Here is a 21,770-nt window from a genome sequence, read left to right as displayed (position 1 = left end):
ACTGGCATTTAGCCGTCATTGCGAGCGAAGCGAAGCAATCCATTTCGTCACTTGCGACACTATGGATTGCTTCGTCGCTTCGCTCCTCGCAATGACGGCGGAATGAGCTACGCGTAGCCCGGCGCTGCGCTGGCCGCGTTGGTCGATTCGATCTCGGTGCGTGGGCGCTGCCGGGTCAAGGCCAGCATCATGCCGACGCCGTAGGCGAGCGAGACGATCGACGAGCCGCCATAGGAGATGAACGGCAGCGTCATGCCCTTGGCCGGGATCAATTGCAGATTGACCGCCATGTTGATCGCAGCCTGCACGCCGAACAGGATCGCAAGTCCCGACGCCGCAAAGCGCGCGAACATGTCCTCGGTCGTGTAGGCGCGCGAGAGCGTGCGGATCACGACGAAGGCGAACAGCGCCAGCAGCGCAAGGCAAAGGATGATGCCGAACTCTTCCGCGGCGACCGCAAAGACGAAGTCAGTATGGCTGTCCGGCAGGCTGCGCTTTGCAATGCCCTCGCCCGGCCCGAGCCCGAACCAGCCGCCATTCCAGAACGCCTCCATCGCCATGTCGACCTGGAAGGTGTCGCCCGAGGCCGGATTCATGAAGCGCTTGATGCGGCCGGCGACGTGCGGAACGAACAGATAGGCGCTGAACAGGCCAAGGCCCGCGGCGCCCGCAAGCCCGGCGACCCAGATCATCCGCATGCCTGCGATGAAGAATAGCGCGCCCCACACCATCAGGATAAGCATGGTCTGGCCGAAATCGGGCTCCATCACCAAGAGCGAGACCAGCATCAACAGCAGCACCAGCGCCATCGAGGTCGCCGGCATCTCGGGGCGCCTGGTCGATTCCGCAAACAGCCAGGCCGCGAGGATGACGAAGGCCGGCTTTGCCGATTCGGAGGCCTGGATGTTGACGCCGACCAGCGTGATCCAGCGCCGCGAGCCCTTCACTTCCGGGCCGATCAGGAGGGTCATCACGATCAGCGCGATGCTGACAAAGAACACCACCATCGCGGCGCGCCGGATCTGGCGCGGCGACAGGAAAGAGACCGTGATCAGCACGATGAAGGACGGCAGCAGGAACATCACGTGCCGGCTGAAGAAATGGAACGGGTCGAGCCCGATCCGGGTCGCGACCGGCGGGCTCGCCGCCAGCGACAGGATGACACCGCCGAACATCAGCGCGATGACCGCCGCCAGCAGCGGCTTGTCGATGGTCCACCACCAGTCGGAGAACGGGGTGCGTTGATCACGGGCGAGCATGGGCGTCCCCAGAATGCCGAGGTAACGGCCATTGGTGGACGAGGATGGTTTCCGAAGGGTTAATGGATTGAGCAACTTTGGAGATAGAGCGAACCTCTCTCCCGTCGTCATGCCCGGCCTTGTGCCGGGCATCCACGTCTTTGCCGCCGCAACGAAGGGAAGACGTGGATGGCCGGGACAAGCCCGGCCATGACGGGCTACATCACCACCGGCTTGACGCCGGGCAGTGCCGTGACGAGGTCGCGGAAGGCGGCGCCGCGGATTTCGAAATTGCGGTACTGGTCGAAGGAGGCGCAGGCCGGCGACAGCAGGACGACCGCGTCAGTGAGGCCGGAGGCTTCCGCATCGCGCGCGGCGTTGGCGACTGCGACATCGAGCGTCTGCGAAATCTCGTGCGGCACGGCCTCGCCGAGCGTGCCGGCAAATTCCTGCGCCGCCTCGCCGATCAGATAGGCTTTGCGGATGCGCGGGAAATAACCGGTCAGGCTGGTGATGCCGCCGGCCTTCGGCTTGCCGCCCGCGATCCAGAAAATGTCAGTGAAAGACGACAGCGCATGCGCTGCCGCATCCGCATTGGTGCCCTTGGAGTCGTTGACGAACAGCACATTGCCGCGGCGGCCGACCTGCTCCATGCGGTGGGCGAGGCCGGGAAAGCTACGCAGGCCGTTCTGCAGCACATCCGTCGAGATGCCCATCGCCAGCGCGCAGGCCGACGCGCACGCCGCGTTCTGGGCATTGTGCAGGCCGCGGAGCGAGCCGATGCCGCCCAGCCGCGCGATCTCGCTGCGCGCGGCGCCGGACGCCAGCACGATGGTCTCGTGCTCGACATAGACGCCGTCGGGCAGCGGGTTCTTCACGGACACACGCACCACACGCTTGCCCGCCCGATCGAGGCGATCGGCGATGTTGCGGCAGAAGATGTCGTCGACGCCGACGATCGAGGTGCCACCCGGCTGCACGCCCGCGACCAGCCGCTCCTTGACCGCGGCGTAATTCTCCAGCGTGCCGTGGCGGTCGATGTGGTCCTCGCTGACATTGAGCAGGATACCGACGGACGGATCGAGCGAGGGTGTGAGGTCGATCTGGTAGGACGACATCTCGATCACATGCACGCGGCCCATCCGCGGCGGTTCCAGCGACAGGATCGCAGTGCCGATATTGCCGCCCATCTGGGTGTCGTAGCCGGCGACCTTCATCAGATGGGCGATCAGCGCTGTCGTGGTCGACTTGCCGTTGGTACCGGTGATGGCGACGAACGGCGCTTGCGGCGCGTGACGTTGGCGCTCGCGGCAGAACAGTTCGACATCGCCGATCACCTCGACGCCGGCCTGGCGTGCCAGCAGCACGCTCCAATGCGGCGCGGGATGGGTCAGCGGCGCGCCGGGGGTCAGGATCAGCGCGGCGAAATTCTCCCAGGAGACCGAGCGCAGGTCCGCGGTGACGAAGCCGGCCTGCGCGGCTTTGGCGACGTTGTCGGAGTTGTCGTCGCCGGCAATCACCTCCGCCCCACCCGCCTTCAGCGCATGGCAGCTCGCAAGCCCCGAACCGCCGAGGCCGAACACGGCGACCGTCTTGCCCGCGAAGGAGGTGACAGGGATCATCGCAGCTTCAACGTGGAGAGGCCGGCGAGCGCCAGCATCACGGCGATGATCCAGAAGCGGATCACGATCTGCGGCTCGGTCCAGCCCTTCTGCTCGAAATGATGGTGCAGCGGCGCCATCCGGAACACGCGCTTGCCGGTGAGCTTGAAGGAGGCCACCTGCACGATCACCGAAACCGCCTCCAGCACGAACAGGCCGCCGATCACCGCCAGCACGATCTCGTGCTTCACGGCGACCGCCGTTGCCCCGAGCATGCCGCCAAGCGCGAGCGAGCCGGTGTCACCCATGAAGATCGACGCCGGCGGCGCGTTGAACCACAGGAACCCGAGACCAGCGCCCAGCACGGCGCCGCAGAGCACTGCGAGCTCGCCGGTGCCGGCGACGTAGTTGATCTGCAGGTAATCGGAGAACACCGCATTGCCGGTGAGATAGGAAATCATGCCGAAGCTGGCGGCCGCGATCATCACCGGAACGATGGCGAGACCGTCGAGGCCGTCGGTCAGGTTCACCGCGTTGCCCGCGCCGACCATGACGAAGGCGCCGAAGATCACGAAGAACCAGCCGAAATTGAACACCACATCCTTGAAGAAGGGAATCGCGAGCGAGGTCGAGGACACGTCGCGCCCGAGCCGCACCAGCGCGTAACAGGCGGCGAGCGCGATGATCGCCTCGATCGCAAGGCGCAGCTTGCCGGCAAAGCCACTGTGGCTCTGCTTGGTGACTTTCAGATAATCGTCATAGAAGCCGACGAAGCCGAAACCCAGCGTCACCGCCAGCACGATCCAGACATAGGGATTGATCGGGTTGGCCCAGAGCAGCGTCGCCACCACCACGCCGGACAGGATCATCAGCCCGCCCATGGTTGGCGTGCCCTTCTTCGTAATCAAGTGCGATTGCGGACCGTCGGTGCGGATCGGCTGGCCCTTGCCCTGGCGCAGCCGCAAATGATCGATGATCCAGGGCCCGAACAGGAACACAAACAGCGCACCCGTCACCATCGCCCCGCCGGTGCGGAACGTGATGTAGCGGAACACGTTGAGCGCCCCCCTGAACACCCCGAAGCCGGGCACCGTGTTGGAAAGGTCGATCAGCCAATAAAACATTCAATATGCCTATACCGCTTCTTCATGCGCGGCTTTGCCGGGAAAGCGCTTTTCCAGCGCGTTGACGATCCGCTTCATCTTCGAACCCAGCGATCCCTTGACCATGATAGCGTCGCCGGGGCGGATGGCCGCGACCGCCTGGGTCTCCAGACTCGCCGAGCTATCGGCATAGCCTCCCCGCCTTCCCGTGGAAAGAGCGTCCCAGAGGTTGCGCATCAGCGGACCACAACAATAAACGAGGTCGATATTGTTGGCGTTGACAGCCTCAGCCAGACCGCGATGCAGCGCAGGGCCGGTCGGCCCGAGCTCGAGCATGTCGCCGAGCACCGCGATGCGGCGGCCCTGCGCACCCAGCTGCGCCTGCCCGAGCACGTTCAGCGCAGCCGCCATCGACGCCGGATTGGCATTATAGCTCTCGTCGATCAGCGTCGCCTCGCCAGCGCCGATCTCGAGGGTGCGCCGCGCACCACGACCCGCCGGAGCCTCGAGCTGCGACAGCGACAAGGCTGCACGCGCAAGATCCGCCCCGATCAGCGATGCGCCGGCGAGTACGGCGAGCGAGTTCATCGCCATATGGCGGCCGGGCATGCTGATCTTGTAGGTGACGTCGTGGCCGAGGATGTTGACATGTACGACGGAACAAGTCGCGTGCAGCGACACGTCGATAAGCCGCGCATCGGATTGCGTGTCCATGCCGAAGGCGACGATGCGTGAAATGCCGAGTTCCTTCGCGCGGGCTTCCAGCCTTCCAAATTGCGCATTGTCGCGGTTGAGCACCACGGCGCCATCGGGCTCAAGACCCAGAAAGATCTCCGCCTTGGCGTCCGCGATCTCTTCGATGCCGGAGAAGAACTCCAGATGCACCGGCTCCACGGTGGTCACGACGGCAACATGCGGCCGCACCAGCTTCACCAGCGGCGTGATCTCCCCGACATGGTTCATGCCGATCTCGAACACCGCAAACCGCGCCGACGCCGGACAGCGCGCCAGCGACAGCGGCACGCCCCAGTGATTGTTGAAGGAAGCAACCGAGGCATGCGTCTCGCCTTGCGCCGAGAGCACGTGCCGCAGCGCTTCCTTGGTCGAGGTCTTGCCGACCGAGCCGGTGACCGCGATGATCCTCGCGTTGAGCCGCGCGCGAGAGGCATCGGCAAGATCGACGAGACCCGCGAGCACGTCGTCGACGATCAAGAGCGGTGCATCGGCGGGGAACTTGTCGCGCTGCGCGCTTTCGACCACCGCGAGGGCGGCGCCCGCCTTCAATGCGGCCTCGACAAAATCGTGGCCGTCATGCACGTCGCCCTTGATGGCGAAATAGGCCTCGCTTGGCCGCAGGGTGCGGCTGTCGATGGAAAGGCCGGTGACGCCGGAGGGCAAGGTCCCTTGCGTTGCGGCGCGCATCGCATCCGCCATTGCCGCCGACGTCCACAGTGGTGTGCTCATGCGCCCCTCGCTTCCAGCGCCGCGGCCACGGCCTCATGATCGCTGAACGGCAGCGTCTTGTCGCCGATGATCTGCCCGACTTCATGCCCCTTGCCGGCGATCAGGAGCGCATCGCCCGGCTGCAATGCAGCTATGCCGGCCCTGATCGCTTCCGCGCGATCGCCGATTTCGCTCGCGCCCTTCGCGGCGGCGAGGATGGCAGCACGGATCGCCGCCGGATTCTCGCTGCGCGGGTTGTCGTCGGTGACAATGACGCTGTCGGCATTATCAGCGGCAATCGCGCCCATCAGTGGACGCTTGCCCGCGTCGCGGTCGCCGCCGGCGCCAAAAACGACGATCAGCTTGCGCTTCGCATAGGGCCGCAGCGCCTGCAGCGCCTTGGCGAGCGCGTCCGGCTTGTGCGCATAGTCGACGAAAATCGGCGCACCGTTGCGCTCACCGACACGTTCGAGCCGTCCCTTGGCGCCCTCGAGATGTTCGAGGTTTGCAAAGACGGCATCGGCATCGCTGCCGGTGCCGATCGCAAGGCCGGCGGCCACCAGCGCATTCTCGATCTGGAACTCGCCGACCAGCGGCAAATGGATAGCGCGCTTCCGGCCACGGTGTTCGATCGTCAGCTTCTGCGAAAAACCTTCGATCGAAGCGTCGAGCAGGCGAATGCCATCTCCGCCGTCGCCCTTGCGGCCAACCGTGATGGTCCTGAGCTTGCGCGTGCGCGCCGCATCGATCACCTCAGGCGAGCAATCATGATCAGCCGAAATCACGGCTGCCCCGTCGGGCATCACCAGATCACGGAACAGCCGCAGTTTCGCGTTGAGATAGTGCGCCACGTCGGGGTGATAATCCATGTGGTCGCGAGACAGATTGGTGAAGCCGCCGGCGGCAATGCGCACGCCTTCAAGCCGATATTGGTCGAGCCCGTGCGAGGACGCTTCGAATGCCAGATGCGTGACGCCATCGCGGGTGATCTCGTCGAGCTGGCGATGCAGCGCGATCGGATCAGGCGTGGTCAGCGAGCCGTAGACCGTGCGTTTCGGCGACACCAGGCCGATGGTGCCGATGCTCGCGGCATCGTGCCCCAGTCGCTGCCAGATCTGCCGCGTGAAAGCCGCCACCGATGTCTTGCCGCTGGTGCCGGTCACAGCTGCGATCGTCTCGGGCTGGCGCGGGAAGAACTTCGCCGCGGCCAGTGCCAATGCGCGGCGCGGATTTGCCGTCACGACCAAAGGCGCGCGCGGAGCGCCTTGCGGCCGATGATCGACGGCGACCGCGGCCGCGCCTGCGGCAATCGCGGCATCGATGAAGCGCACCCCATCGGTCTTGTAACCCGCGAGTGCGAAGAACAGATCGCCCGGCTTCACCGCGCGGCTATCAGCCGTCACCCCTCCGATCTCGATGGCTTCCGCCTGCGGATCGATCGTGGCATCAGCGCTGAAAAGGTCGCGAAGTCTCATGATCTTCCAGTCCGGCCGGCTGCTCGCACGCTTAGATCATGATCCTCGCGGAAACCCCGTATCCACGCTTCCGGATCATGCCCTGCCCCCACGCCTTACTGGGTTGTCCTCGATGCCGCAAGAATAAGGCGGTCGGACGGCGGCAGGTCGAACCGCGGCTCGAGCCCCAAAAGCGGCGCAATACGGGCGATCACCTTGCCGCCGGTCGGCACCGCGTTCCAGCCCGAGGTGATGAAACCATGGGTCTCCGGCAGCGCCTTCGGCTCATCCAGCATCACCAGAAGCTGGTACTTCGGATTATCGGCTGGGAGGATGGCGGTGAAGGAGTTCAGCACCTGTTTCTTGGAGTAGCGGCCATTGACCACCTTTTCCGCAGTGCCGGTCTTGCCGCCGATATAATAACCCTTCACGTCGGCCGACTTGGCGGTTCCGATCTCGGCATTGAGCCGCATCAGATACCGGATCTTGTCCGACGTCTCAGGCTTCACCACCCGCTTGGCGATCGCCTTGGCGTCTTCCTCCGAGCGCTTGAGGAAGGTCGGCGGGATCAGATTGCCGCCATTGACCATCGCATTGATGCCCATCACCGCCTGCAGCGGCGCAACCGCGATGCCGTGGCCGAAGGAGATGGTGATCGTGTTCAGTTCACCCCAGCGCTTCGGCACGATCGGCGATGCGCTCTCCGGCAATTCGGTGCGGAGACGGTCGAGCTGGCCGACCTTCTTCAGGAACGCCTTGTGCGCCTCGACTCCTTGCGCAAGCGCGATGCGCGCCGCGCCGACATTGGAGGAAAAGGTGAACACTTCCGACAGCGAGATCGCCCGGCCGAGCGGATGGGTGTCGTGGATCGCGAACTTGCCATAGTGCAGCGCGCCGCGCGCATCATACATGGTGTGGAGCGTGGCCTTGCCGGAATCCAGCGCCATCGCCAGCGTCAGCGTCTTAAAGGTCGAGCCCATCTCGAACACGCCCGTGGTCAGGCGGTTGATGCGATCGGGATCGTGCGCTTCCTTCGGATTGTTGGGATCGAAATCGGGCAGTGAGACCAGCGCGACGATCTCGCCGGTCCGAACATTGGAGACGAGGCCCGATGCCGCCTTGGCCTTGTACTTCTCCTTGGCCTTCAGGAGCTCGTCGCGCAGCGCATGCTCGACGCGCAGATCGATCGACAGTTCCACCGGCTTCTGCAAGCGGTCGGTGGCAAAGCCCGCGCGATGCAGATCGGCCAGACCGTTATTGTCCAGCCACTTCTCCATGCCGGCGATGCCCTGGTTGTCGATGTTCACGAGGCCGATCAAATGGGCAACGGTGGGGCCGGTCGGATAGATGCGCCTGTTCTCGCGCAGGAAGCCGATGCCGGGAACGCCGAGGCGATGGATATCCTGCTGCTGTTGCGGCGTGATCTCCCGCTTCAGCCAGACGAAACCTTTTCGCGACGACAGACGGTCGCGCACTTCGGCGGTGTCGAGATCAGGCAGCGTCGCGGTCAGAAGCTCGATCGCCTCGTCCTTGTCGATGATGCGGCGCGGCTCGCCAAACAGGCTCGGCGCTTTGACGTCGGTCGCGAGGATTGCGCCATTGCGGTCGATGATATCAGGGCGCGCGGTGGCGATCGCATCCTGCGAGGCGGTGCGGCGCGCGCCGTGGCTGTCGGCGCCCATCGCGAACATCACGAGCCGCCCGGCAATGATGGCGTAGACGGCGGCAAACGCGATGATCGCGAGACCGACCCGGGCGCGCGCCTTCGCGCTGCGGTCGACATTCCGCCCGTAGAGCAGGCCGCGGATCAGCCGCTGCCGCCACGGCTCGGCCGGCTTTGTGCTTGGCGCGCGGTCGGTCATTGCTGATCTCCCTGCTGCGCGGGATCTGGTACCGACCCGGTCACGCTCTCCTGGTCGGCGGCGGCCTCGATGGTGTTGATCATCGCGCCGATCGGGTCAGGCGCGCCCGGCCGCGCGAAGTTCGGCGGACGTTCGGGCAAGTTCTTCAACGAGTCATATTGATTGGCGATGAGCGGCTTCAACGCGAGATGACGCTCGGCCAATCCCTGCAGCCGAAGCGGCGAGTCGAGCTTGGCCCATTCGGCGCGCAGGGTCGCGATCGCATCGCGCTGCTCGCGGATTTCCGCATTCAGCCGCAGCACTCGCTCGGTACGGGCCGTCGATTCCATCTTGATGCGGTAGACATAGGCCGCACAGGCTACGAGGAAACCGATCACGAGGAAATGGAGGATGCGCATGCGCTAGCCTCCCCTCATCACGCGTTCGAGCGTCGGCCATGACGGCGGCTCACCCTCGGCATGCACTGGCGCTTCGGTGCGCTCGGCGGCGCGCAGTTTGGCCGACCGCGCGCGAGGATTGGCCGCGATCTCGTCCTCGGACGGCGTCAGCGGGCGCTTAGTCAAAATCTTCAAGCTCGGCGCCATCTGCGCCACTTCGGGCAGATGCCGCGAACCGCTGGAAACCTTGCCGCGCTCGCCGAAGAAATTCTTGACGATGCGGTCTTCCAGCGAATGGAACGAAACAACCACGAGCCGTCCGCCCGGCTTCAGCACACGCTCGGCGGCGGTGAGCCCACGCAGCAACTCATCGAGCTCTTCGTTGACGAAGATGCGCAGCGCCTGGAACGTCCGCGTCGCCGGATGGATCTCGTTCGGCTTGGAGCGGACGACCCTGGCGACGATGTCGGCCAGCGCTTGCGTCGTCTCGATCGGCGCTTCCTTGCGCGCGGCCACGATGGCGCGCGCTACGCCGCGCGAGTGCCGCTCCTCGCCGAAGAGATAGATGATGTCGGCAAGATCGCGCTCCGACGCGGTTGCGATCACGTCCGCCGCGGTCGGCCCCGCACGCCCCATCCGCATGTCGAGCGGGCCCGCCAGACGGAACGAGAAGCCGCGCACAGCCTGGTCGAGCTGCATCGAGGAGACGCCGATGTCCATCACCACGCCGTCGACGGCCTCCACACCTTGGGCGGCACAGATGTCGGCGAGATTGGAGAAGCGGTCCTCGACCAGCGTCAGCCGGCCTTCGGAGCGATCAACCAGATCGAAGCCGCCCGCGATCGCCGACCGGTCGCGATCGAGGCCGATGACGCGGGTTCCAGCCACGTCGAGAATCAGGCGGCTGTAGCCACCGGCGCCGAAGGTGGCATCGATATAGATGCCGCCGGTGCGCGGATTCAGCATGTCGACCGCCTCGCGGCCGAGCACGGAAATGTGCGGCGCAGCAGGCGTCATGCGCCGGCTCCGAATGTTGTCCGGCGTAGGGGATCGAAACTGGACACGGACCAGCCCATGGCGCCTCGAATAGTTACGCGTCACGCCGCGGTTCCGTCCGAGCAGCCGCGGCACGGAGCACGCGCCGGTTCCCATATCAGGTCGCAAATCCTGATTCCCGACTGGAGTTTGCTGGGCTGCCATGGGATTTCGCGCGCAAGCGGGCCTCGGCCGCCCCTCAAAAACCGGTTCGGCTATTCACCACTTAGTAACGGCACTTAGCGTTAAGAAAGCGTTGCCGAATCCTTCACGGTTTATTTTGCTTTTTAGTCACATGTGGAACTCGCTGATGCGCACCGTCCACAGGCGGACCTAAAATTCGCGGGATGGCGCCGATGTGATTGCACCCGCGACAGGGTAAAGGAATAGTAAATTGAAGGCTGTCCGGAAATTGCAGGACTGCCGTTTTGAATTTGAGATTTGGGATGTCGTCTGGTTCGTTCGCGTCTGCTGATTCGAAGCGTCAACGCGCCCTTCCCGTTCCGAGGGCCATCGCCGACATGAAGATTTTTACTCCGGACTCCTCGATCGTCTCCGACGTCATCCCTTCGGTGAATTTCGGCGAACGCGCCAACGACCGGCAGCCCGACATGATCGTGCTGCATTACACCGGCATGCCCGACGTCGAGGGCGCCATCGCCCAGCTCTGCACCGCCGGCACCGAGGTCTCCGCACATTACATTGTGCTGGAGGATGGCCGCATCGTGCAATGCGTGCCGGAGAGCAAGCGCGCCTGGCATGCCGGCGTCTCCTGCTGGGCCGGCGAAGAGGACATCAATTCCTGCTCGATCGGCATCGAGATCATCAACCGCGGCCATGACTGGGGCTATCCGGATTATCCGCTGCGCCAGATCGCAGCGGTGATCGCGCTGTGCCGCGGCATCATGCTCCGCCGCAACGTGCCTTCGTATCGCGTGCTCGCTCATTCCGACGTGGCGCCGGCGCGCAAGAAGGACCCCGGCGAAAAGTTCCCGTGGCATTCGCTGGCCAATTCCGGCGTCGGGCATTGGGTTCAGCCGGCGCCGATCGTACGCGGGGAGACGCTCCAGCTCGGCGCGATCAACGATAACGTCACCAACATGCAGCAGGCATTCGCCCGCTACGGCTACAACATCCCGACCAACGGCAAGTTCGACGGCCCCACCATGGAAGTCGTCACCGCCTTCCAGCGCCATTTCCGCCAGGAGCGCGTCGACGGCATCGTCGATCGCTCGACCATGACCACGTTGCATGCGCTGCTGGAGAGCCTGCCGCCGGAAGCAACCGCGACAGTGGTTGCGGAGAAGTAGGCAAGTCTCTCGTCATTGCGAGCGGAGCGAAGCAATCCATCTCGCCACTTGTTGAAGCATGGATTGCTTCGTCGCTACGCTCCTCGCAATGACGGAGGCCATCACCCCATCTCCGCGATGCGCCGCGCATAGAGCCGGCGCAGCGGCTCCAGTTGCGTCGCGGCGGTTGCCGCCCGATACGCTTGACGCGCGGCGTCGGTGCGGCCGAGGCGGCGCAGCAGATCGGCGCGGACAGCCGGCAGCAATTCGTAACCCTTGAGGCTGCCGCGCGCTTCCAGCGCGTCGATCAAATCGAGTGCGCGCGCCGGGCCGTCGACCATCGACACCGCCGCGGCATGGTTCAGCTCGATCACCGGTGAGGGGCTGATGCGGAGCAGCACTTCATAGAGGCCGGCGATCTGCGGCCAGTCGGTGTCATTATAACTCGGCGCGCGGGCATGCAGCGCCGCGATTGCGGCCTGCACCGTGTAGGATTGCGGCCGGCCGGGCATGCGCAGCGCTTCCTCCACCAATCGCAAACCTTCGGCGATCTGGCTGATGTTCCATAGCGAGCGATCCTGCTCCTCCAACAGCACGATGTCGCCGCCTGCGGTTTCGCGGCCGGCGCGGCGCGCGTCGTGCAGCAGCATCAATGCTAGCAGTCCCTTGATCTCGCCGCGGGCAGGCATCAGCGCATCGATCAGCCGCGCCAGCCGGATCGCCTCGCGCGCCAGATCCGGGCGCATCAGGTCCTCGCCGGAGGTCGCCACATAGCCTTCGGTGAAGACGAGATAGATCACCGCCAACACGCCGCGCAGCCTCGGCTCCAGCGCCTCGCGCTCCGGCACCTCATAGGGAATGCCGGCGAGGCGAATCTTCTGCTTCGCGCGCAAGAGCCGCTGCGCCATTGCGTCCTCGCTGACGAGGAAGGCGCGCGCGACCTGGGCCGTCGAGAGGCCGCAAACCGTGCGCAGCGTCAACGCGACCTGCACCTCGTCGGCAAATGACGGATGACAGCAGGTGAAGATCAACCGCAGCATGTCGTCGTCGAGCGTGGCATCGACGAGCTCGGAGGGAGCGGACGCGTTGAGCAGAAGTTCGTGCGTCAGCTCCTGCTGCTTGCCGCGGAAGACGGCGTTGCGGCGGATGCGATCGATCGCCTTGTTGCGGCCGACATTGACCAGCCACGCCCGTGGATTCTCCGGCAGCTCGCCCGCATACCAACGCTCCAGCGCCACCGCGAACGCCTCCTGCAGCGCGTCCTCCGCAAGATCGAAATCGCCGACGAGGCGGATCAGCGTCGCCAGCGCCCGGCTCGCCTCGTCGCGGAAGATCTTTTCGATCTGGGTTGGAGTCATACGGTGACGCCATTACCCCGGAGTGGCGGCGCTAGGCCATCACTTATCATACACCCAGATCGGCCTCACCTCGATCGCGCCGAGCCTCGCACTCGGGATGCGCGCGGCGATCGCGAGCGCCGTGTCGAGGTCCTTGGCTTCGATCAGATAGTAGCCGCCGAGTTGCTCGCGCGTCTCCGCGAACGGGCCATCCGTCGTCAGCGTCTTGCCGTCGCGCACGCGCACCGTGGTCGCGGTCGTCGTCGGCCGCAGCCGGTCGCCGGCCTTGAAATTGCCGCTCTGGATGATGGACTGGGTGAACTTGCCGTATTCCTCCATCATCTTCTGACTCGTTGCCGCGTCGAGTTTCGCGTACTCGACCTCATTCTGGTAGATCATCAACAGATACTGCATCGCGAAGTCTCCTTTTCATCGGCTGGATCGCCGACATCCAGTCGAGCGGGGCGGACGCAAAACGACATCTTCAGGATAGTTTATTTTAGTGAGGTTCCGCAGGCCGCTTTCGCCTTGACCTTGCGGCCACAAACCCCCATGCCTACTGGCGTCAGTCGGCCGGACGGCCGCTCCCGCAAGCGCCGAAAGGCCGCGGGGGAGGAAAGTCCGGGCTCCATCGACATGCGGTGCCGGATAACGTCCGGCGGGGGCAACCCCAGGGAAAGTGCCACAGAGAACGAACCGCCCGCCTTCGCCCTTCGGGGCTCCGGCGCGGCAAGGGTGAAAAGGTGCGGTAAGAGCGCACCGCGTTTCCGGCAACGGAGACGGCATGGCAAACCCCACCGGGAGCAAAACCGAATAGGGACGGCACCGCAGGCTGTTCGCGCAAGCGATAACGCTGCAGGGCGATGTCAGGCCCGCCGTCCGGGTAGGTTGCTCGAGGCCGTCTGCAAAGGCGGTCCCAGAGGAATGGCCGTCACGTACCATTCGCGAGAATGGTGCCCTACAGAACCCGGCTTACAGGCCGGCTGATGTTCTAAAGCGTTTTCAAGCGAAGTGGGTTTCCGGTTCGCGTGAAGAAAACGCCTCTTGGTGGACCAAATGAGGGGTTCGGCGCAACACGCCGGACCCCTCGCCATTTTTGGGGCGCCGTGAAATGACATCGCGAGTCACGGCCATGGTACCTACCGGGCACGTCGTGTAAACGTCGGGCCAATGACAATGAGAACAAGACGATGATGGGCGGATTCGCGCTGGCGGTGCTGTTTGTCGGCGCGTTGGCCGGGGGCTTCGTATCCGGCCTTGCCGGCTTCGGCACCGCGCTGATGGCGCTGGGGATCTGGCTCTACGTTGCGCCGCCTGCGGTTGCCGTGCCTTTGGTCCTGATCTGCTCGGTCGTCGGCCAGCTCACGACCCTGCCCTCGATCTGGCGCTCGATCGATTTCAGGCTGGTCTGGCCATTTGTGGTCGGCGGGCTGGCCGGCGTGCCGCTCGGCACGCTGCTGATTGCCCATGCCGATCCCAGCACCTTCAAGCTGACCATCGGCGTGTTTCTGCTGGTCTTTCCCACCGCGCTCTATTTTCAGCGCAGGCCAATGGCGATCAAGTTTGGCAGCAAGCCGTTCGACGGCGCCATCGGATTTGCCGGCGGCATCCTTGGCGGCCTCGCCGGCCTGTCCGGCCCACTTCCGATTCTTTGGGCCAGCGTGCGCGGCTGGACCAAGGAGCAGCGGCGCGGGATTTTCCAGACCTTCAACTTCACGGTGCTGGCGACGGCGCTGGTGCTTCAGGCATTCGCCGGCTTCGTCACAAAGCAAGTTCTCACGCTGGCTGTCGTGACCTTTCCGGCGACGGTGGCCGGCGCCTGGCTCGGCGCGCGAATCTATCATGCGCTGAGCGACCGGAATTTCACAAACATCGTGCTCGGGCTTTTGTTTCTCTCCGGCATCGGGCTGTTGTGGAGCGGAATTGCTCCGAGGTAGCGCGCGCATGGCTGCCATATGCACCGAGTAGATTGCTGTACGCGGGGCAGTGAACCCGCTATCCACGCCTATCATGTCCTCGTCCTCCTCGCGCGAACGTTTCGGCCTGTTGCTGGGCTTCATCGGCATGGCGATCTTCGGCGGCACGCTGCCGGCGACGCGGCTTGCCGTCGCGGAAATTGATCCGATTGCCCTGACCGCGATCCGCACCGCAGTCGCCGGTCTATGCTCGCTCGCGCTCCTGCTCGTGTTGCGGCGGCCGCTGCCGCGGCGGGCGCTATGGCCGCAGCTTGCGCTGGTGATGCTGTGCGTCGCCATCCTGTTTCCACTGCTGATGGCCGAGGGCATGCAGCGGGTTGATGCCTCCCATGGCGGCGTCGTGCTCGGCGTGCTGCCGATCGCGACCGCGCTGGTGGCGGTCGCCATCACCCACGAGCGGCCGCGGCCGTTGTTCTGGGTCGCCGCTGTCGTCGGCGCCGCGCTTGTGATCGCCTTTGCGCTGCGTGACGGCGGCGGCACGCTGTCGACGGGCGACCTCTTCCTGTTCGCCTCCGTTGCGGTTTCCGCCGTTGGCTATGCCTTCTCCGGACGGCTCACCGCGGAGATGCCGGGCTGGGAAGTCATCAGCTGGGTGCTTGTGATTGCGTTGCCGTTCGCGCTGCCGGCGGCGGCGCTGACGATGCCGGCCGATCCGATGCACATCTCGCTTAAACCCTGGCTTGGTCTGCTCTACGTCGCGCTGTTCTCGCAATGGATCGGCTTCTTCGCCTGGAATGCCGGCATGGCGATGGGCGGTATCGCGCGGGTGTCGCAGGTGCAATTGTTGCAGCCCTTCGTCACCTTCGTGCTCGCCTCGCTGTTCAATGGCGAGACGATCACTTGGCAAGTCGTGCTGTTCGCCGCCGCCGTGGTGGCGACGGTCGCGATCAGCGCGCGCACGCGGGGGCGAAAGGCTGTCGTTCCGGGGCGGCGCAAAGCGCCGAACTATGGTGCGCACTTGCGCACCTGAGAACCTCGAGATTCTCAGATGCGCAATTGCGCATCGTAGTTCGCGCTCACGCGCGCCCAGGAATGACGGCGACTACTCCGCCGCGGAGACCTCGTCGAACTCCATCGTCTGCCGCTCGAACAGGCTGCGATAGATGCCGCCCGGTCGCGCGGTCAGCGTGGCATGGGTGCCCTGCTCGACGATCTCGCCGCGATCGAACACCAGGATGCGGTCGAGGCCGCGCACCGTCGACAGCCGGTGCGCGATCACGATCGAGGTGCGGCCCTTCATCAGCCGCTCCATCGCCTCCTGGATCAACGCCTCCGATTCCGAATCCAGGCTCGAGGTCGCCTCGTCCAGGATCAGGATCGGCGCATCGGCGAGGAACGCACGCGCCAGCGCGACGCGCTGCCGCTCGCCACCGGACAGTTTGACGCCGCGCTCGCCGACCAGCGTGCCGTAGCCCTTCGGCAATCGCATGATGAAATCGTGCGCATTGGCAAGCCGCGCCGCGTGCTCGATCGCCGCCATGCTGGCGCCCGGCCGACCATAGGCGATGTTCTCGGCCAACGAACGGTGGAACAGGATCGGCTCCTGCTGCACGATCGCGATCTGGCTGCGCAACGATTGCTGCGTCGCGTGAGCGATATCCTGGCCGTCGATCAGAATTTGGCCGCCCGAGACGTCATAGAGCCGCTGCACCAGTTTCACGAACGTGGTCTTGCCCGAGCCGGACCTGCCGACCAGGCCGACACGCTCGCCGGCGCGGATATCGATCGACAGCGCGTCATAGAGCGGCGTGCGATGGCCGCCGTAGAGGAAGGTGACGTTGTCGAAGGTGATCCTTCCGCCCTGGACGTCGATCGTCTTTGCGTCAGGCGCATCGACGATGCCGAGCGGCTCGCCATGGATGGTGACGAGTTCCTCCATGTCGTTGACCGAACGCTGCAGGTTGTTGATGTGCATGCCGACGTCGCGCAAGTATGCGTGGATGACGTAATAGCTCGTCAGCACATAGGTGACGTCGCCCGGCGAGGCGCGGCCGGCGAGCCACAGCAGGATAGCGCCGCCGATCACCGACGCGCGAAAGCACAGGAGCACCGCGAGCTGCGCCATATTGGTTGCGTTGTAGCGCAGCCAGGTGCGCAGCACCCGCCTGCGCCAGCGGGCGATGACACCGGCAAGCCGCACATCCTCACGCGCTTCCGCGCCGAACGATTTCACCACCGCGTTGCAGGTGAGCGCGTCCGCCAGCGTGCCGCCGACCTTGGTGTCCCAGGCATTGGAGACGCGCGCGGCCGGTGCGATATAGTTCACCGAGAGCACGACGGTCATCACGACATAGATCACCGCGCCGACGCCGATCACGGCGCCGAGCACGGGCCAGTGCAATCCGAGCAGGATCATCGAGCCGACCAGCACCATCAGCGACGGCAACAACGCCATCAGAACGGTGTCGTTGAGCAGATCGATCGCCCACATGCCGCGGGTGACCTTGCGCACGGTCGAGCCGGCAAACGAATTGGCGTGCCAGTCGGTCGAGAACCGCTGCACCCGCGCGAACGCCTCGCGTGCCACGTCCGACATCGTCGTCAGCGTGAACGGCACGATCGCCTGCAATCCCATAAGCCGCAGGATGATCGACAACAGGCCGAGCGCGACGATGCCGCCGAATGCAACCATCGCCGCATGCCGCGCCGCCTGGTCCGCGGTGCCGAGCGTAAGCGCATCGACCAGATGGCCGGAATAGACCGGCATGAAAAGGTCGGCGACAGTGGCGCCGAGAAAGCCGACCAAGACGGTCGTGGCGCGATAGGGCTGCCTCAGCCAGTGGCGGAATACAAACGGGATCACGACGCGGATCGCGGCGGGACGTTTGCTAGTCGAAAGAGTCATGGCGCAATCCGGCCGCGCTCGTCGCGCAGGCGGCTCCATCTGAATTGACGCGCGACGGCGCAAAAGCGCGCGAGACGGACGTCTTTGAATGATCGGTAAGTTGTTGGAAGGCTTGGAGGACCGGGACGTCAGCCCCGATCAGAACCGGCGGTCAGTGGTGCGACCGAATACCCAGCACAAGCATCGAACGGGGGCGCGCGATCTGCGAATAAGCCAAAATCATGCAAATCTCCCCGGTTCGAGCGACGACGCGTTGCTTATAAATGCGTCACGCCTGATTTGCAAGATGACAAAGCCGTGAGCTGCGCCTTCGCGCTAATGCCCGCCGCCGCCAGGTGCCGCCGCCGACGGCTTGTTTAGGAGCAGCACGAGAAGACTGAGGCCGACATAGAACACCGTCAGCATGAAGAAGGCGTCGCCATAACCCATGACCGCGGCCTGGCGGTGCACGATCTGCGACAATTGCTTCAGCGCCATCATCGCGGAATCGCCCATGCCCTGCATGCGCTGGGTGAACATGTTGAGCGTCTCGACCGCCGTCGCATTGCCCCAATGCACCCGATCGTGCAGACGCGAAATGTGCAGGTCGGTGCGCTCGTTCAGCACCTGGTTGATGATGGCCAGTCCCACCGCGCCGCCGAGATTGCGCATCAGGTTGAACAGGCCGGAGGCATTCTTGACCAGATGCGGCGCCAGCGTGCCCAGCGCAATGTTGTTGGTCGGCACCATCGCGCACATCATGCCGATGCCGCGCAGGATCTGCGGCACCAAGAGTTCGTAGAAGTCATAGTCGCGCGTGATCCAGGTCATCTGCCAGGAGCCAAGCGCGAAGGTGACGAGGCCGAAGGCGATGATGTAGCGCAGATCGACCTTCTGCATCAGCTTCCCGACGACCGGCGCCATCAGGAACATCGTGATGCCGGAGACGAACATGGTCTCGCCGATCATCAGCGCGCTGTAGCCGCGGACCTCCGCGAGATAGCGCGGATAGATATAGGTCAGGCCGTAGAGGCCGATGCCGATGCAGAACTGCAGCACGCAGCCGATCGCGAAATTGCGGTTGCCAAACGTCCTGAGATCGACGATCGGCTCATCGACGCTGAATACCCGCCAGAAGAAAGCAATCGCTGAGACGAAGCATACCGCGGCGAAGATCGCGACCGACGTGTCCTGCAGCCACTCATATTGCGGTCCTTCCTCCAGCACATATTCGAGCGAGCCGAGGAAGCCCGCCATGAACAAGAGGCCCCACCAGTCGAAGCGCTCGAGCAATGCGAAATTCGGCTGGTCGAAGTCGATCAGCGCGAGCACGCCAAGCGTGATGCCGATGCCGGGCACGATGTTGATGAAGAACAGCCAGTGCCACGACATCAGGTCCGTGATGTAGCCGCCCACCGTGGGTCCCACGGTCGGCGCCAGCGTCGCCACCAGCCCGATGATCGGCGCGACGATGTGGAACTTCGAGCGCGGAAAGATCGTGTAGGCCGAAGCGAACACCGTCGGGATCATGCCGGCGCCGAGAAATCCCTGCAGGGCGCGCCAGAGGATCATTTGCTCGATCGAGGTGGCAAAACCGCACAGGAAGCTCGAGACGGTGAAGCCGAAGGCGGAGATCGCGAACAGCAGCCGCGTGCCGAGCGCGCGCGACAGGAAGCCGGACAACGGAATGGCGATGACCTCGGCGATCAGATAGGCAGTCTGCACCCAGGAGACTTCGGTCGAGCTCGCCGAGAGGCCGGCCTGGATGTCCGAGAGCGATGCGGAGACGATCTGGATGTCCAGGATCGACATGAACATCCCGAACACCATGATGACGAAGGCGACCACCCGCTTCGGCTCGATGCGCTCGCTGGCGGCCGCGGCATTCATCATGTTCGGCGAAGCGGTGGTGGCGTCGGCCATATCTGCTCACCTGCGCCCGGAGCGTTCTCCGGGCTCAAACTATCACTGCGGATGAATCATCATCGGTGCATCGAGATCGGCATCATTGTCGGCGTCGTGTGCGCCCTCGCTTGTATCCACGGTGGTGTAGACCGACATGCCTGCGCGCAGCAGGTTCTGTCGCGCGACACTCTTCGGCACGCGGATGCGGACCGGCAATCGCTGCACGATCTTGGTGAAATTGCCGGTGGCGTTGTCCGGCGGCAGCAGCGTGAACACCGAACCTGCGGCCGGTGAAATGCTGTCGACCACGCCCTTGAACTTGCGGTGGCCGTAGGCGTCGACCGAGATCGTCACCGGCTGGCCCGGGCGGACGCGCTTGAGCTGCGTCTCTTTATAATTGGCGTCGATGAAGACATCGTCGAGCGGCACCACATTGCCGAGCCGCTGGCCGACCTGGATGAAGTCGCCGACATTGACGAGACGGTTGGAGAAGGTGCCGTCGACCGGCGCGCGCACCGTGGCGAAATCGAGATCGCGCTCGGCCTTGGCGAGCTGGGTCTGCAGTTCGGCGAGCGTGGCGCGGGCCTCGTTCTGCTGCGCCTTGGTCACCTCGACATTGTCGCGCGCAGCGTCATAGGCGGCCTGCGCCGACTTCACCGCGGCAACGCCCTGGTCACGGTTTGCCTCCGAGACTTCGAAGGTGGCGCGCGAGGCAAAGCCCTTGGTGCTCAGCGCCTGCTGGCGGTCGAAATCGAGGCCGAAGCGCTTCAGGTTCGCTTCGGCGGAGGCGAGTTGTGCCTGCGCCTGCTCGACTGCGCTTTCCAACGCGGTGACCTGGCGGCCGATGCGCTCGATGGTCGCCTGCTGGGTGGCGATCCTGCTGCGCGCCGCGTCGACCGCGATCCGGTAGTCGCCGTCGTCGATCCGGAAGATCACTTCGCCGGCGCGAACGATCGCGTTGTCGGCAGGCAGGATCGCCGCCAGATGGCCGGAGACACGCGCGCCGAGCATGGAGTTGTTGGCGCGCACATAGGCGTCGTCGGTCGAGATGTAGAAGCGTCCGGCAACGAACCAGTAGACGCCGTAGCCGACGGCGGCGAGTGCGAGCAGGCCGAGCACACCCATCATGACGAATCTGCGCTTGGCGGGTTTTGGCGCGGCGGCTGGCGCTGCCGGCTGCTCCGGTGCTGGCGCGACCGGCGTTTCGGCAGGCCGGCGCTTGGCTTCTTCGGGAGCGGGGCCACGAAGCTGCTCTGCCGGCTGAGCTGATGTGTTGCGCACGGACTCGCCCTCGACCTCCGGCTCGGAGCGAACGACGCGTGCAGCCTGATCTCTCGCCGCGGCCATAGCCGGACTCCTCATTTACCCCGTCACGACGCAAGCGAGGCCCGGCGGCCGCTGCGGCATCGTGTCTTAACATCTATCATTGACCGAACGGTTCGGTCAAGTTACATTACTTTGGAGGAATCCTAAGGAGAAAATCGCTTCCGGACAGTAGCCCGGACGGAAATGTTCTCCGAGAGACTAAACCAATGGTTGCAGGCCGGACATCCCCGCTTCAGATCGTTGCCGAGGAGGACTCCTCCAAGCGGCGACAGATTCTCGACGGTGCCCGCAAGGTGTTCCTGGAATTGGGTTTCGACGGCGCCAGTATGGGCGAGATCGCCCGCGCCGCCGGGGTCTCCAAGGGCACGCTTTATGTCTACTTCGACGACAAGTGCCGGCTGTTCGAGGCGATCGTCGAGGAAGAGAAGATCGAGCAGAGCAAGGCGGCTTTCAATTTCGATCCGCAGCGCGACGTCGATACCACCCTGCCCGAATTCGGGCGGGCCTACATCGCCCTGCTGTGCCGGCCGGGCGGCGGCTCGGCGATCCGCACGGTGATGGCGATCGCCGAGCGGATGCCGGAGGTCGGCAGCCGATTTTACGAACAGGTGATCGCGAGCAACGTCAAACGCTTTGCGACCTATCTCGAAGCTCGCGCCGGGCACGGCGAGCTTGCGATCGACAATTTCGAGCTCGCTGCCTGGCAATTCATGCAGATGTGCCAGGCGACGCTGTTCCAGGCTTTCATCTTCCAGGCCAAGCCCTCGCCATCGCCCGAGCAGATCGCCACCGTCGTCGACAGCGCAACGCGCGTGTTCCTGGCGGCGTATCGGCCGAAGCCGGCGTAGCGGCGACGCCGGTTTTGCCCCTCATGGTGAGGAGCGCGTAGCGCGTCTCGAGACGATGCTTCGCATCGCTCGGAGAACCATGAGGCCCCGCTAGTGGCCTCGCCCTTCGAGACGGCCGCTGCGCGGCCTCCTCAGGGTGAGGAGATAGACTG

The 21,770-nt window shown here is 64.6% G+C and carries 17 protein-coding genes and 1 other RNA gene; 5 read left to right on the top strand and 13 right to left on the bottom strand.

Annotated elements, in window-relative coordinates; translation table 11 throughout:
• Positions 1 to 107 precede the first annotated feature (107 nt).
• From ftsW to rsmH, 8 genes are all read right to left on the bottom strand, one after another.
• Positions 108 to 1,259, bottom strand: coding sequence for a putative lipid II flippase FtsW (ftsW, locus tag AC5ZG5_RS14705; protein WP_028167500.1), 1,152 nt, complete (start codon positions 1,257 to 1,259; stop codon positions 108 to 110).
• A 197-nt stretch (positions 1,260 to 1,456) separates the two neighbouring features.
• Positions 1,457 to 2,860: a UDP-N-acetylmuramoyl-L-alanine--D-glutamate ligase gene (murD, locus tag AC5ZG5_RS14700; protein WP_456642444.1), complete on the bottom strand. Its 1,404-nt coding sequence runs from the start codon at positions 2,858 to 2,860 to the stop codon at positions 1,457 to 1,459.
• Positions 2,857 to 3,963 (bottom strand): phospho-N-acetylmuramoyl-pentapeptide-transferase, encoded by a 1,107-nt coding sequence (mraY, locus tag AC5ZG5_RS14695; RefSeq protein WP_028167502.1) that lies wholly within the window; start codon positions 3,961 to 3,963, stop codon positions 2,857 to 2,859. Before mraY ends, murD begins: the two co-directional genes overlap by 4 nt.
• A 9-nt stretch (positions 3,964 to 3,972) precedes the next feature.
• Positions 3,973 to 5,406 carry a UDP-N-acetylmuramoylalanyl-D-glutamyl-2,6-diaminopimelate--D-alanyl-D-alanine ligase gene (locus tag AC5ZG5_RS14690; protein WP_456642443.1) on the bottom strand — a complete coding sequence of 478 codons (1,434 nt, stop codon included), beginning with the start codon at positions 5,404 to 5,406 and terminating at the stop codon, positions 3,973 to 3,975.
• Positions 5,403 to 6,860, bottom strand: coding sequence for a UDP-N-acetylmuramoyl-L-alanyl-D-glutamate--2,6-diaminopimelate ligase (locus AC5ZG5_RS14685; RefSeq protein WP_456642442.1), 1,458 nt, complete (start codon positions 6,858 to 6,860; stop codon positions 5,403 to 5,405). Before AC5ZG5_RS14685 ends, AC5ZG5_RS14690 begins: the two co-directional genes overlap by 4 nt.
• Positions 6,861 to 6,955: 95 nt before the next feature.
• On the bottom strand, positions 6,956 to 8,701 hold the full coding sequence (locus tag AC5ZG5_RS14680) for a peptidoglycan D,D-transpeptidase FtsI family protein (protein WP_130227673.1): 1,746 nt from the start codon (positions 8,699 to 8,701) through the stop codon (positions 6,956 to 6,958).
• On the bottom strand, positions 8,698 to 9,099 hold the full coding sequence (ftsL, locus tag AC5ZG5_RS14675; protein WP_130227674.1) for a cell division protein FtsL: 402 nt from the start codon (positions 9,097 to 9,099) through the stop codon (positions 8,698 to 8,700). Before ftsL ends, AC5ZG5_RS14680 begins: the two co-directional genes overlap by 4 nt.
• Before the next feature lie 3 nt (positions 9,100 to 9,102).
• Positions 9,103 to 10,278: a 16S rRNA (cytosine(1402)-N(4))-methyltransferase RsmH gene (rsmH, locus tag AC5ZG5_RS14670; protein WP_456642441.1), complete on the bottom strand. Its 1,176-nt coding sequence runs from the start codon at positions 10,276 to 10,278 to the stop codon at positions 9,103 to 9,105.
• A 281-nt stretch (positions 10,279 to 10,559) separates the two neighbouring features.
• Between rsmH and AC5ZG5_RS14665 the strand changes: the two genes are divergently transcribed.
• Positions 10,560 to 11,423 carry an N-acetylmuramoyl-L-alanine amidase gene (locus AC5ZG5_RS14665; protein WP_456642440.1) on the top strand — a complete coding sequence of 288 codons (864 nt, stop codon included), beginning with the start codon at positions 10,560 to 10,562 and terminating at the stop codon, positions 11,421 to 11,423.
• A gap of 101 nt (positions 11,424 to 11,524) precedes the next feature.
• Here the strand turns inward: AC5ZG5_RS14665 and AC5ZG5_RS14660 are convergent, their stop codons facing one another.
• Positions 11,525 to 12,760 (bottom strand): RNA polymerase sigma factor, encoded by a 1,236-nt coding sequence (locus AC5ZG5_RS14660; RefSeq protein ID WP_456642439.1) that lies wholly within the window; start codon positions 12,758 to 12,760, stop codon positions 11,525 to 11,527.
• A 39-nt stretch (positions 12,761 to 12,799) separates the two neighbouring features.
• Positions 12,800 to 13,153, bottom strand: coding sequence for a YciI family protein (locus AC5ZG5_RS14655; RefSeq protein ID WP_456642438.1), 354 nt, complete (start codon positions 13,151 to 13,153; stop codon positions 12,800 to 12,802).
• A 151-nt stretch (positions 13,154 to 13,304) separates the two neighbouring features.
• Here AC5ZG5_RS14655 and rnpB point away from each other — a divergent pair.
• The 3 genes from rnpB (at position 13,305) to AC5ZG5_RS14640 (ending at position 15,685) form a co-directional block, all read left to right on the top strand.
• Positions 13,305 to 13,730, top strand: an RNA gene (gene rnpB, locus AC5ZG5_RS14650) — RNase P RNA component class A.
• 202 nt (positions 13,731 to 13,932) lie between these two features.
• A complete protein-coding gene (locus AC5ZG5_RS14645; RefSeq protein ID WP_456642508.1) occupies positions 13,933 to 14,676 on the top strand; it encodes a sulfite exporter TauE/SafE family protein in 744 nt (247 codons plus the stop codon).
• 49 nt (positions 14,677 to 14,725) lie between these two features.
• Positions 14,726 to 15,685, top strand: coding sequence for a DMT family transporter (locus AC5ZG5_RS14640; protein ID WP_456642437.1), 960 nt, complete (start codon positions 14,726 to 14,728; stop codon positions 15,683 to 15,685).
• A 72-nt stretch (positions 15,686 to 15,757) separates the two neighbouring features.
• On the opposite strand, the gene AC5ZG5_RS14635 is transcribed toward AC5ZG5_RS14640, so the two are convergent.
• The 3 genes from AC5ZG5_RS14635 to AC5ZG5_RS14625 form a co-directional block, all read right to left on the bottom strand.
• Entirely contained in the window at positions 15,758 to 17,599 is a 1,842-nt protein-coding gene (locus AC5ZG5_RS14635; protein WP_456642436.1) for an ABC transporter ATP-binding protein, read from the bottom strand.
• A 276-nt stretch (positions 17,600 to 17,875) separates the two neighbouring features.
• Entirely contained in the window at positions 17,876 to 19,462 is a 1,587-nt protein-coding gene (locus tag AC5ZG5_RS14630; RefSeq protein ID WP_130227678.1) for a DHA2 family efflux MFS transporter permease subunit, read from the bottom strand.
• 42 nt (positions 19,463 to 19,504) lie between these two features.
• Positions 19,505 to 20,791, bottom strand: a complete 1,287-nt coding sequence (locus tag AC5ZG5_RS14625) for an HlyD family secretion protein (RefSeq protein ID WP_456642435.1) — start codon at positions 20,789 to 20,791, stop codon at positions 19,505 to 19,507.
• Between the two features lie 185 nt (positions 20,792 to 20,976).
• On the opposite strand from AC5ZG5_RS14625, the gene AC5ZG5_RS14620 reads away from it, so the two are divergent.
• Positions 20,977 to 21,618, top strand: coding sequence for a TetR/AcrR family transcriptional regulator (locus tag AC5ZG5_RS14620; RefSeq protein ID WP_456642434.1), 642 nt, complete (start codon positions 20,977 to 20,979; stop codon positions 21,616 to 21,618).
• The last annotated feature ends 152 nt before the right edge of the window (positions 21,619 to 21,770 follow it).

The organism is Bradyrhizobium sp. Ses1, assembly GCF_059512365.1.
This window is presented reverse-complemented; position numbering and strand designations above follow the sequence as displayed.

What these genes read in the sequence shown, in the direction of transcription:
- ftsW (WP_028167500.1), bottom strand. Translation starts at nt 1,259, where the DNA reads ATGCTCGCCCGTGATCAACGCACCCCGTTCTCCGACTGGTGGTGGACC.
- murD (WP_456642444.1), bottom strand. Translation starts at nt 2,860, where the DNA reads ATGATCCCTGTCACCTCCTTCGCGGGCAAGACGGTCGCCGTGTTCGGC.
- mraY (WP_028167502.1), bottom strand. Translation starts at nt 3,963, where the DNA reads ATGTTTTATTGGCTGATCGACCTTTCCAACACGGTGCCCGGCTTCGGG.
- AC5ZG5_RS14690 (WP_456642443.1), bottom strand. Translation starts at nt 5,406, where the DNA reads ATGAGCACACCACTGTGGACGTCGGCGGCAATGGCGGATGCGATGCGC.
- AC5ZG5_RS14685 (WP_456642442.1), bottom strand. Translation starts at nt 6,860, where the DNA reads ATGAGACTTCGCGACCTTTTCAGCGCTGATGCCACGATCGATCCGCAG.
- AC5ZG5_RS14680 (WP_130227673.1), bottom strand. Translation starts at nt 8,701, where the DNA reads ATGACCGACCGCGCGCCAAGCACAAAGCCGGCCGAGCCGTGGCGGCAG.
- ftsL (WP_130227674.1), bottom strand. Translation starts at nt 9,099, where the DNA reads ATGCGCATCCTCCATTTCCTCGTGATCGGTTTCCTCGTAGCCTGTGCG.
- rsmH (WP_456642441.1), bottom strand. Translation starts at nt 10,278, where the DNA reads ATGGCAGCCCAGCAAACTCCAGTCGGGAATCAGGATTTGCGACCTGAT.
- AC5ZG5_RS14665 (WP_456642440.1), top strand. Translation starts at nt 10,560, where the DNA reads ATGTCGTCTGGTTCGTTCGCGTCTGCTGATTCGAAGCGTCAACGCGCC.
- AC5ZG5_RS14660 (WP_456642439.1), bottom strand. Translation starts at nt 12,760, where the DNA reads ATGACTCCAACCCAGATCGAAAAGATCTTCCGCGACGAGGCGAGCCGG.
- AC5ZG5_RS14655 (WP_456642438.1), bottom strand. Translation starts at nt 13,153, where the DNA reads ATGCAGTATCTGTTGATGATCTACCAGAATGAGGTCGAGTACGCGAAA.
- AC5ZG5_RS14645 (WP_456642508.1), top strand. Translation starts at nt 13,933, where the DNA reads ATGGGCGGATTCGCGCTGGCGGTGCTGTTTGTCGGCGCGTTGGCCGGG.
- AC5ZG5_RS14635 (WP_456642436.1), bottom strand. Translation starts at nt 17,599, where the DNA reads ATGGAGCCGCCTGCGCGACGAGCGCGGCCGGATTGCGCCATGACTCTT.
- AC5ZG5_RS14630 (WP_130227678.1), bottom strand. Translation starts at nt 19,462, where the DNA reads ATGGCCGACGCCACCACCGCTTCGCCGAACATGATGAATGCCGCGGCC.
- AC5ZG5_RS14625 (WP_456642435.1), bottom strand. Translation starts at nt 20,791, where the DNA reads ATGGCCGCGGCGAGAGATCAGGCTGCACGCGTCGTTCGCTCCGAGCCG.
- AC5ZG5_RS14620 (WP_456642434.1), top strand. Translation starts at nt 20,977, where the DNA reads ATGGTTGCAGGCCGGACATCCCCGCTTCAGATCGTTGCCGAGGAGGAC.